This is a genomic window from Paracidovorax sp. MALMAid1276 (assembly GCF_049198005.1).
Taxonomy (GTDB): Bacteria; Pseudomonadota; Gammaproteobacteria; order Burkholderiales; family Burkholderiaceae_C; genus Acidovorax.
In genome coordinates, this window is record NZ_JBMIRS010000142.1 from 1 (window position 1) to 9,984 (window position 9,984).

Annotated in this window: 10 protein-coding genes; 5 read left to right on the top strand and 5 right to left on the bottom strand. The window is 66.4% G+C overall.

Going from position 1 to position 9,984, the window contains the following annotated elements:
• Positions 1-234: 234 nt before the first annotated feature.
• From ACOQFS_RS09645 to murJ, 4 genes are all read right to left on the bottom strand, one after another.
• Entirely contained in the window at positions 235-483 is a 249-nt protein-coding gene (locus tag ACOQFS_RS09645; protein WP_421562677.1) for a hypothetical protein, read from the bottom strand.
• A gap of 134 nt (positions 484-617) precedes the next feature.
• Positions 618-1,106 (bottom strand): SRPBCC family protein, encoded by a 489-nt coding sequence (locus ACOQFS_RS09650; protein ID WP_421562678.1) that lies wholly within the window; start codon positions 1,104-1,106, stop codon positions 618-620.
• 311 nt (positions 1,107-1,417) lie between these two features.
• Complete coding sequence (locus ACOQFS_RS09655) at positions 1,418-2,269, bottom strand: SirB1 family protein (protein WP_421562679.1); 852 nt, start codon at positions 2,267-2,269, stop codon at positions 1,418-1,420.
• Between the two features lie 97 nt (positions 2,270-2,366).
• Positions 2,367-3,932 carry a murein biosynthesis integral membrane protein MurJ gene (murJ, locus tag ACOQFS_RS09660; RefSeq protein WP_421562680.1) on the bottom strand — a complete coding sequence of 522 codons (1,566 nt, stop codon included), beginning with the start codon at positions 3,930-3,932 and terminating at the stop codon, positions 2,367-2,369.
• Between the two features lie 221 nt (positions 3,933-4,153).
• On the opposite strand from murJ, the gene rpsT reads away from it, so the two are divergent.
• The gene (gene rpsT, locus ACOQFS_RS09665; RefSeq protein ID WP_421562681.1) at positions 4,154-4,456 is read left to right on the top strand and encodes a 30S ribosomal protein S20; all 303 of its coding nucleotides are present in this window, start codon (positions 4,154-4,156) and stop codon (positions 4,454-4,456) included.
• 225 nt (positions 4,457-4,681) lie between these two features.
• On the top strand, positions 4,682-5,926 hold the full coding sequence (locus tag ACOQFS_RS09670) for an AAA family ATPase (RefSeq protein ID WP_421562682.1): 1,245 nt from the start codon (positions 4,682-4,684) through the stop codon (positions 5,924-5,926).
• On the opposite strand, the gene ACOQFS_RS09675 is transcribed toward ACOQFS_RS09670, so the two are convergent.
• Positions 5,909-6,238, bottom strand: coding sequence for a DUF3579 domain-containing protein (locus ACOQFS_RS09675; RefSeq protein ID WP_421562683.1), 330 nt, complete (start codon positions 6,236-6,238; stop codon positions 5,909-5,911). The two genes, ACOQFS_RS09670 and ACOQFS_RS09675, sit on opposite strands and share 18 nt — an antisense overlap.
• A 265-nt stretch (positions 6,239-6,503) precedes the next feature.
• Here ACOQFS_RS09675 and ACOQFS_RS09680 point away from each other — a divergent pair, with 265 nt between their 5' ends.
• From ACOQFS_RS09680 to ACOQFS_RS09690, 3 genes are all read left to right on the top strand, one after another.
• The gene (locus ACOQFS_RS09680) at positions 6,504-7,700 is read left to right on the top strand and encodes an aspartate aminotransferase family protein (protein WP_421562684.1); all 1,197 of its coding nucleotides are present in this window, start codon (positions 6,504-6,506) and stop codon (positions 7,698-7,700) included.
• 22 nt (positions 7,701-7,722) lie between these two features.
• The gene (argF, locus tag ACOQFS_RS09685) at positions 7,723-8,643 is read left to right on the top strand and encodes an ornithine carbamoyltransferase (protein ID WP_421562686.1); all 921 of its coding nucleotides are present in this window, start codon (positions 7,723-7,725) and stop codon (positions 8,641-8,643) included.
• A 310-nt stretch (positions 8,644-8,953) separates the two neighbouring features.
• A complete protein-coding gene (locus tag ACOQFS_RS09690; RefSeq protein WP_421562685.1) occupies positions 8,954-9,634 on the top strand; it encodes a hypothetical protein in 681 nt (226 codons plus the stop codon).
• Positions 9,635-9,984 lie beyond the last annotated feature (350 nt).

The window sequence follows — 9,984 nt, forward strand, 5'->3', positions numbered from 1 at the left end:
GACAGGCTCAGCCCGAACGGGCGGGGGTGCCGGTGGGCCGCGGCGCGGTCGGGTAGCTGAAAATCAAGGTCAAAACAGCCTTTAGCGCTTGATGGGTAAGCGCTGACAGCTATCAAAATTGCAGCGATTCAATGCGCAGAATCCTGGCGATGGCTGGTTGCGGTGGCTAAATGCGGTGGCACCTGATGGCATGCGCTGCGGCACACCGCATCACGACATCACCACATCACCACATCACTGCGCCACAAACGTGTACTGCACGTCCTCGCTCTCCACCATCTCCAGCACCTCGTCCAGCGCGGTCTCGTCGTCGGTGCTGGTCCAGATGTCTTCGGGGTCGCTGGCGAAGAGGGGCTCCATGGTGATGTCCAGGTACTGCCCGTCTGCCATGCGGATCACGGGCGTGCCTTCGGACGTGGTGACCAGCTCCCAGTGGTCGGGCACGGTCATGTCGAGTTGCAGGGTGACTTGGAGTTTTTTCATGTGCGGCTGCCTTGAGAAGGGGCGAAGGGGCGGTACCGGGGCCCGCGGGTCAAAGCGCGCAGCGTAACCCGGTTTGGGCGGGGAGGGTCGGGGCGGTGCACGCGGGCCGCCCCAGCCCGCCGAGTCTGCCCGGGTTATTCGGCGGGAATCTCGGGCTCCACCAGCAGCGCCAGCAGCTGCAGCGATTCCTGCCAGCCCAGATAGCACGCCTCGGCCGGAATCACCGCCGGAATGCCCGCCTGCACGATGGACACCTCGGTGCCCACCACCACCTTCCTCAACATGATGGTCGTGCGCATCTCGCCGGGCAGGTGGGGGTCGTCAAAGCGGTCGGTGTGCACGATGCGCTCGCCCGGCACCAGCTCCACATATTCACCGCCAAAGGCGTGCGTCTGCCCGTTGCTGAAGTTGGTGAACTGCATGCGGTAGCTGCCGCCCACGCGGACGTCCAGGCTCAGCACCCGGCCGCTAAAGCCATGGGGCGGCAGCCACTTGCACATCGCGTCGGCGTCCAGAAACGCGCGGTAGATGCGCTCGGCCGGCGCGCGCAGCACGCGGTGCAGGGTGACGGTGCCGGTGGCCTGTGCGGCGGGTGTGGACGGGGCAGGTGGGTTGGTCGTCATGTTCGGGTCTCCTGGGTGGGGATGGAGGGGAGTGTGAACCTTGAACAGGTTCGGACGGGCAAGCGTGTGATTTCGCTTACACCTTGACGACGAACGGCACGGCGCGTTTTCGACATGCTGCCGCTGCAATGGGCCGAATTTTTTGTGAGGGCGACGCTGAATAAGTCCCCGCGATGGCGCGCGCACCGGTTTGGGATGGACTGCAAGGCGCAAAGCGCAGCAATAGCCGTAGCTATTGCGAGCATTTGCAACGCGGCAGGCCGCCCAAAGCGGGGATGCGCGGCGCGCGAGGGACTTGTTCAGCGTCACCTTCAGCCGCCTGCCCGGCGCAGCGCGCTCAGGCGGTCGGCGATCAGGTCGATGTCGAGGCCGTCATCGGCGTGGGCCAGGTACGCCTCCAGATCGGCCACGGCCTCGGCCGTGTTGCCGCGCTCGGCGTGGGCCAGGCCCCGGTCACGCCGCTCGCCCCAGGCGCCGGGCAGCAGCACGATGAGGCGGTCGAGCACGGCGATCAGGCGCTGCCAGTCCTGCTGCGTGCGGTGCACCTCTTTCAGGTTGCGCAGCATGCGCGCAATGATGTCGCGCGGCGTGGCGGCCTGCAGGTACAGGCCCAGCGGCACGTCGTAGTCGTCCACCAGGCCGCTCTGGCGCTTGTAGGGCTCCAGCCGCTCGGCCAGCTCTTCGCGGCTGAGCGACTGGCCCGAGATCGGGTCGAGCACCACCTGCCCCTTGGGCAGCAGCACCTTGACCATGAAATGGCCCGGGAACGCAATGCCCCGCGCATGCAGGCCCAGGCCCTGGGCCAGCTCCATCCACAGCACGGCCAGGCTGATGGGGATGCCCCGGCGGGTGCGCAGCACGGCATTGAGGTAGCTGTTCTCGGGGTCGTAGTAGTTGTTGACGTTGCCCGCAAAACCGAGGTCGGCAAAAAAGAACTGGTTGAGCGTGCGCAGCCGCTGCAGTGCAGGGGCATCCGCAGGCAGGCGGCGCTGGATGCGCGCCAGCAGCTGGTCCACGTCGCCCAGCAGTTGCTGGGTGTCCAGCTCGGGGTATTCGTCCTGCGCCAGGCTGGCGGCGGCCTCCAGGAGGGGGAAGTGGTCATCGCTCTGGACCAGCGATGCGAAGTACTCCAGCGAGGTGGGTACGGAATAGCTCAGGGACATGGCGAGGTTGTAAATCTGGGCCCGGGTGGCGTCAAGCCGCAGATGCTCGGGGTTCCCGGCGTTTATTGCGGATTTGGGGCGGCGCCGCGGCGGCGCTTCAGCGCCGCAGCACCTGCCGCAGCTTGAGCCCCGCAGCCCACAGTGCCCCGAAATACACCACGGCTGCGGCCACCATCAGGCCCGCCAGCAGCCCCACGCGTTGCAGCGACCGGCCCCGCATGCCCACCCAGTCAAAGTGCTGGCTGCCCCACAGCAGCAGCACGGCCAGCAGCGCGCTGGCCGCCACCACCTGCAGCGCAAACCGGCCCCAGCCCGGCCGCGGCTGGTAGCTGCCGCGCCGCAGCAGCCCCACCAGCAGCCACAGCGCGTTGACGAGCGCACCGAGGCCGATGGACAGGGCAAGGCCGGCATGGGCGATGAACGGCACCAGGGCGGCATTGAGCAGCTGGGTGATCACCAGCACCACGATGGCGATCTTGACCGGGGTGCGCACGTCCTGGCTGGCGTAGTAGCCCGGTGCCAGCACCTTGATGGCCACCAGCCCCAGCAGCCCCGCGCCGTAGCCCGACAGCGCCACCGCGATCTGGCCCACATCGCTGTCGGCCAGCTTGCCGTGGTGGAACAGCGTGGCCACCAGCGGGGTGGAGAAGGTGAGCAGCGCCACGGCGCTGGGCACGGCCAAGAGCACGACGATGCGCAGGCCCCAGTCCAGCATGGCCGAATATTTGTCGGCATCGCCCGCCGCCCTGGCCGCCGTGAGCTGGGGCGTGAGCACCACGCCCAGCGCCACGCCCAGCAGCGCTGTCGGAAATTCCATGAGCCGGTCGGCGTAGAACAGCCAGGTCACGCTGCCGGGCGCGAGGTAGGACGCGATCTGCGTGTTGATCATCAGCGAGATCTGCGCCACCCCCACGCCCAGCAGGATCGGGCCCATCAGCGTGAGCACCCGGCGCACGCCCGGGTCGGCCCACGCGGCGCGGATGGCCGACGCCGTGGCGCCGATGCGCGGCAGCAGGCCCATGCGCGCGAGCACGGGCAGCTGCACCGCCAGCTGCAGCACGCCGCCCAGCATCACGCCACCGGCCATCGCAAAGATGGGCTCGATGCCGCGCGCCTGCAGTTGCGGAGCCCCCAGCCAGGCGGCGGCGATCATGCACAGGTTGAGCAGCACGGGTGAGGCCGCAGGCACGGCAAAGTGCCGCCAGGTGTTGAGAATGCCCGCCGACAGCGCCACCAGCGACATGAAGCCGATGTAGGGGAACATGAAACGCGTCATGAGCACGGTCGCGTCATACGCCTCGCCGCTGTGCCGCAGGCCGCTGGCCAGGGCCCACACCAGCACGGGCGCGCCCAGCACGCCCAGCACGCAGGTCAGCAGCAGCACCCAGAACAGCGCCGTGGCCACGGCCGAGATCAACTGCCGCGTCGCTTCGTCGCCCTGCTGCGTGCGGGTGGTGGCCAGCACCGGCACAAAGGCCTGGCTGAAGGCGCCCTCGGCGAACAGGCGGCGGAACAGATTGGGAATGCGGAAGGCGACGTTGAAGGCGTCCGTCAGGGCCGAAGCACCGAAGATGGAGGCCATCAGCAGGTCGCGCGCCAGGCCCGTCACGCGGGAGGCCAGGGTCAGCAGGGAAACGGCGGAAGCGGCTTTGAGCAATGACACGGCCGGGAGTGTATGCGCTGGGACAGGCCAGGGAAGCATGGTGATCCTTTCTCTTGCCGACAGACGCGGCGGGGAAAATCTGCGCAGGGGCTTTGAGGCGCGCATGAAGTCTGTGACGCGAGGGTGAAGCGGGGTGAAGCGGCAGGTGGTGGGCCCCAAAAGCCGGTGCGCTATAATCGCGGGCTTTGCTGGCAACATCCACAGACCCTTAGGAACACACCATGGCATCCACCAAGCCCAAGAAAAAGAACCCCCGCCTCGCTTCGGGCCGCAAGCGCGTCCGCCAGGACATCAAGATCAACGCCGCGAACACCTCGCTGCGCTCCAAGTACCGCACCGCTGTCAAGAACGTCGAAAAGGCTGTTCTGGCCGGCGACAAGACCAAGGCTTCTGAAGCCTTCGCCAAGATGCAATCGGTGGTTGACACCGTGGCCGACAAGGGCATCTTCCACAAGAACAAGGCTGCTCGCGACAAGAGCCGTCTGTCGGCCAAGGTGAAAGCCCTGGCTCTGGCAGCCGCCTGATTTTCCGCCTGACCACCAGGCCCACCACAGCCCGAACGGCACCCGCCGTTCGCCGTTTGTAACGGGTGCGCTGCCAGCAAAAGAAAACGAGAAACCGCCTTCGGGCGGTTTTTTCGTTTCTGGCCCGCTCTGCAGACATGTGCAGCCACGCGGCAGACCCCCTGCGGTTTACGGAAAATTATTGAATCAGCATAATTATGCGAATTTCATAAAAACCACTAAACCATGACCTTCCGCCGCACCGCCCTGGCCAAGCAGATGGCCGCGCAGCTGCTTCGGCCCTCGTTTCTGGACACCTCGCTGCGTTCGGGGCTGTTTCTGTCCGGCCAGCGGCGTGTGGGCAAGACCACGTTCCTCGCCACCGACCTGATCCCGGCGCTGGAGGCCCTGGGCGCCATCGTGGTGTACGTGGACCTGTGGAGCCAGCCCCAGGCCAACCCGGCGGACCTGGTGCATGAAGCCATCCGCAAGACCCTCCAGGACCTGCAGATGCCCGGCTCGGGCCTGCTCAAGCGGCTCAAGCAGGTGACCAGCGTGGATGCCGGCGTGGCCGGGTTCAAGTTCGGCTTCAAGCTGGCCGAACTGGGCCAGGACGACGGGGCCACCCTCGCCCGGGCATTCAGCGAGCTGATCGACCAGGCCCGCACGGACGTGGTGCTCATCATCGACGAGGTGCAGCACGCGCTGGGCAGCACCGATGGCGACCACCTGCTGCACGCGCTGAAGGCCGCGCGCGACGCCGTCAACACCCGGCCCGGCACGCCCGGCCACTTCCTGTTTGTGGGCACCGGCTCGCACCGCGCGCGGGTGCAGGAACTCACGCTCAAGGGCAACCAGGCGTTCAACGGGGCGGTGACCAACGAGTTCCCGGTGCTGGGCCGCGACTTCATCGACTACGTACTGGAGCAGGTGCGCCCCCAGCTCGGCACCATGCTCCCGTCGGCCGACGTGACCGAGGCGGCGTTTCGCAGCATGGGCAGCCGCCCCGAAGAGCTGATGAAGGCGCTGAACATATTGCGCAGCCTGCCGCCCGACGCGCGGCCCGACGAGCACCTGCCCACCATCGCCCAGTCGCTGGGCGCCGCCGCGGCGGACGTGGAACTGCAAAAGGTGGAGGCCATGGGCCCGCTGGCCGAAGCGGTGTTCTCGCGCATCTGCAGCATCGGCGGCGACGTGAAGGGCGTGTTCACCGGCGAGGCCCTGAAGGCCTACGCCGCCCAGATCGGGCGCGAGGTGACGGCGCAGGAGGTGCAGGGCATCGTCGGCGCCATGACCACGGCGAACCTGCTCATGCGTGTGCGCCACGGGCACTATGGCGTGACCGATCCGTTTGTGGAAAAAGCCTGGCAGGCGAAACAGCAGACGGAGCAGATGCTGCGCGCGGGCACCGCACCGAATGCCGCACTGCCCGGGGGCGATACAGCGCCCGCCCTGGCGCCGCCCTCATCGCCGTCAGCCGCGCGGAGGTAAGGCGGGTGCGTCGGGCAGCAGGCAGGCCTCGGCCACCTGCAGGTTGTTGTCGCGCGCAAAGTTCACCACGAAATCCCAGGCCATGGGCTCGTGGCCTTGCAGGTCGCGGTGCACCACCACGCATTTCACGCCATTGAGCGTGGTGGGAATGCACCAGGGCGAGTAGCTCAGATGGCTGCCCGGGCGCGCGCCGCCGGGGCGAAAGCTGCTCATCACCCCCGCCAGCCGCTCGGCCCAGTCGCTGGGGCGAAAGGTCTTCCCGTCGTGGGTGATGCCCTGGATGAAGATTTCTTTGGAGGTGGGGGAAACCATCGGGGATTGGAGTGGTAATGGGCGCGCCGGATACGGGATCACCGTATGCTGCACCGCAACGCGACATTCTAACTCTTATATAAGAGCTGAGCCTCTAAACCGTGGGCGGTGGCGGGTATCCCTGGTAGTGCCGGACATTGCAGTAATGCGCAATCGTCAACATGCTGCCGCTGGGCTCCCCCTAGAATCGTGCTTCGCTTTTTCGGGCTTTCGGCACTGGAACCGCTCCACGCCAGCCCCTCACCGCACCGTCTGGAGATCTTGCATGACCGCTTTCATTGAGGCTGCCTCGCCCCACGTGATGAACACCTATGGCCGCGTACCCATCGCGCTGGCACGTGGTCAGGGCAGCCGCGTGTGGGACGTGAACGGCAAGGAATACCTGGACGGACTGGGCGGCATCGCCGTGAACACGCTGGGCCACAACCACCCCAAGCTGGTCCCCGCGCTGCAGGACCAGATCACCAAGCTGATCCACACCTCCAACTACTACCACGTGCCGCTGCAGGAGCAGTTGGCCGCCAAGCTGGTGGCGCTGTCGGGCATGCAGAACGTGTTCTTCTGCAACTCGGGCCTGGAGGCCAACGAGGCCGCGCTCAAGATCGCCCGCAAATATGGCGTGGACAAGGGCATTGCCAAGCCCGAGATCGTGGTCTACGAAAAGGCCTTTCACGGCCGCTCGATTGCCACCATGTCCGCCACCGGCAACCCCAAGATCCACAGCGGCTTCGGCCCGCTGGTCGAAGGCTTCATCCGCGTGCCGATGAACGACATCGAGGCCATCAAAAAGGCCACCGAAGGCAACCCCAACGTCGTGGCCGTGTTCTTCGAGACCATCCAGGGCGAAGGCGGCATCAACGCCATGCGGGTGGAATACCTGCAGCAGCTGCGCAAGCTGTGCGACGAGCGCGGCTGGCTGATGATGATCGACGAAGTGCAGTGCGGCGTGGGCCGCACCGGCAAGTGGTTTGCCCACCAGTGGGCCGGCATCGTGCCTGACGTGATGCCCCTGGCCAAGGGCCTGGGCTCGGGCGTGCCGATTGGCGCCGTGGTGGCTGGCCCCAAGGCCGCCCATGTGCTGCAGCCGGGCAACCACGGCACCACCTTTGGCGGCAACCCGCTGGCCATGCGGGCCGGTGTGGAAACCCTGCGCATCATGGAAGAAGAGGGCCTGCTGCAGAACGCCGCCCGGGTGGGCGAGCACCTGCGCGCCGCGCTGCAACGCGAGCTGGGCAGCCTGCCGGGCGTGAAGGAGATTCGCGGCCAGGGCCTGATGCTGGGCATCGAGCTGGCCAAGCCCTGCGGCGCGCTGATCGGCCAGGCGGCCGAAGCCGGCCTGCTGCTGTCCGTCACGGCCGACAGCGTGATCCGTCTGGTGCCCCCGCTGATCCTCACCACCGCCGAGGCCGACGAGATCGTCGCCAAGCTGACCCCGCTGGTCAAAGCCATCCTGGCCGAATGAAGCAAAGCCCCCTGCCATGACGCTGAAACACTACCTGCAGTTCACTGACCTCACGGCCGACGAATACGCCTACCTGTTCGAGCGCGCCGCCATCATCAAGAAGAAATTCAAGGCCTACGAGAAGTACCACCCGCTGGTGGACCGCACGCTGGCCATGATCTTCGAGAAGGCCAGCACCCGCACCCGCGTGAGCTTCGAGGCCGGCATGTACCAGCTGGGCGGCAGCGTGGTGCACCTGACCACCGGCGACAGCCAGCTGGGCCGGGCCGAGCCCATCGAAGACAGCGCCAAGGTCATCAGCCGCATGACCGACCTGGTGATGATCCGCACCTACGAGCAGACCAAGATCGAAAGCTTTGCCGCCAACTCGCGCGTGCCGGTCATCAACGGGCTGACCAACGAATACCACCCCTGCCAGATCCTGGCGGACATCTTCACCTACATCGAGCACCGGGGCAGCATCACCGGCAAGACGGTGGCGTGGGTAGGCGACGGCAACAACATGGCCAACACCTGGCTGCAGGCCGCGTCGCTCTTGGGCTTCACCGTCCATGTCAGCACCCCCAGGGGCTATGAAATTGATGAAAAAATCGCCCTCTCCGCTGATGGTAGTAAGGCGGACTGCTATCAATTTTTCAGAGACCCGATGGAGGCGTGCCGAGGCGCCGACCTGGTCACCACCGACGTGTGGACCAGCATGGGCTACGAGGCCGAGAACGAAGAGCGCAAGAAGGCCTTTGCCGACTGGTGCGTCGACACCGAAATGATGGCCGCCGCCCAGCCCGACGCCCTGTTCATGCACTGCCTGCCCGCACACCGGGGTGAAGAGGTGGAGGCAGATGTGATCGACGGTCCGCAGTCCGTGGTGTGGGATGAGGCGGAGAACAGGATGCACGTGCAGAAGGCACTCATGGAGTACCTTCTGCTCGGCCGCGTAGCATGAAATGCAGCGCGGTGGCGCGCCAGCGCCAGCAGCCTGTTTCGGCGCAGGCTCATGTCCGCGCAGCGGACGTGAAGCGGCCGCAGGCCGCGGGCCGGAGCCAAAACACCCCGCACGTGCAGAAGGCACTCATGGAGTACCTTCTGCTCGGCCGGATCGCCTGATACCAATAGGCGTTCGGACATACGGATCCGTTCACGCTGAGCGTGCCTGTCCTGAGCCCGTCGAAGGGTCGAAGCGCCGCGCAAGGCTTCGACAAGCTCAGCCCGAACGGTTCCGGTAAATCGACCGCAAATCCTTCCGACACATCCCCATGCCTTGGCGCCGCCAGCCCGCGCACAGCGCCGAACTGCTAGCCCACTGGAACGCACTGGGCCAGGCGCTGGACCGTGACACGCCCACCTGGCGTGCGGAAGGCCGGCGCCTGCTGCGCAGCTGGTCCCGCTGGCCCCGGGCCTACCACGACACCACCCACCTCTGGGCCTGCTTGCGGCATCTGCAGGCCGCGCAAGACCAGCAACCCGGCGCCATCAGCAACCCCCACGCCGTGGCCCTGGCCCTGTGGTACCACGACGCCATCTACTGGCCGTGGAGCCCGCACAACGAAGAGCGCAGCGCCCACTGGGCCAGCCGCTTCATCCTGAGCCAGGGCCTGCCCGGCGCGCTGGTGCAGATCGTGCACCAGCACATCCTCGACACCCGCCACACCCCCGGCCCGCTCACCGGCGATGCGCAGTGGGTGGTCGATATCGACCTGGCCATCCTCGGCCAGAGCGACGTGGCGTACCGCCAATTCGAGCGCAATGTGCGGCGCGAATACTTCTTTGTGCGCTGGCCGCGCTATGTGGCAGGGCGCAGCGCGGTGCTGCAGGGCTTTCTCGACCGGCCGCGCATCTACGGCACGGATCTGTTCTACCAACGCTATGAGGCGCAAGCGCGTGCCAACCTGCGCCATGCGCTGGCCTCGTTGTGCAGCGGAAAGCTCTACGCCTGAGGGGAGGACTTTCACCGCGCCTTCAATCGCAAGCCTGGAAGCGATGAATGAAGCGCAGCAAAAGCTGCTTGCTGAAGCACGGCAGGAGCATGGAGCGCTCACACTGCTTGCTGATGCCGCCTGGCTCCAGCAGCACAGGCGCCATGCAACCCCATTTTCGCGAGGAGTCTGCGCGGTAGAGGGCATCGAAGCGAAACGCGCGAAAACCGAGGATCGCGGGGTGCGACCGACAAGCCCAGGGTAGCGCCCTGGGCGCAGGCGGTCGTACCGCGCGAGACCGGTTTATCGTGCGTTGCAGCCGATGCTCCTTCTGTCGGCAGACTCCTAGGGATGTCCTGCATAACTCCCTG

Bases quoted from the DNA above. Each gene is read 5' to 3' on its own strand.
- ACOQFS_RS09645 (WP_421562677.1), bottom strand. From the start codon at position 483: ATGAAAAAACTCCAAGTCACCCTGCAACTCGACATGACCGTGCCCGAC.
- rpsT (WP_421562681.1), top strand. From the start codon at position 4,154: ATGGCATCCACCAAGCCCAAGAAAAAGAACCCCCGCCTCGCTTCGGGC.
- ACOQFS_RS09655 (WP_421562679.1), bottom strand. From the start codon at position 2,269: ATGTCCCTGAGCTATTCCGTACCCACCTCGCTGGAGTACTTCGCATCG.
- ACOQFS_RS09680 (WP_421562684.1), top strand. From the start codon at position 6,504: ATGACCGCTTTCATTGAGGCTGCCTCGCCCCACGTGATGAACACCTAT.
- ACOQFS_RS09675 (WP_421562683.1), bottom strand. From the start codon at position 6,238: ATGGTTTCCCCCACCTCCAAAGAAATCTTCATCCAGGGCATCACCCAC.
- ACOQFS_RS09650 (WP_421562678.1), bottom strand. From the start codon at position 1,106: ATGACGACCAACCCACCTGCCCCGTCCACACCCGCCGCACAGGCCACC.
- ACOQFS_RS09670 (WP_421562682.1), top strand. From the start codon at position 4,682: ATGACCTTCCGCCGCACCGCCCTGGCCAAGCAGATGGCCGCGCAGCTG.
- ACOQFS_RS09690 (WP_421562685.1), top strand. From the start codon at position 8,954: ATGCCTTGGCGCCGCCAGCCCGCGCACAGCGCCGAACTGCTAGCCCAC.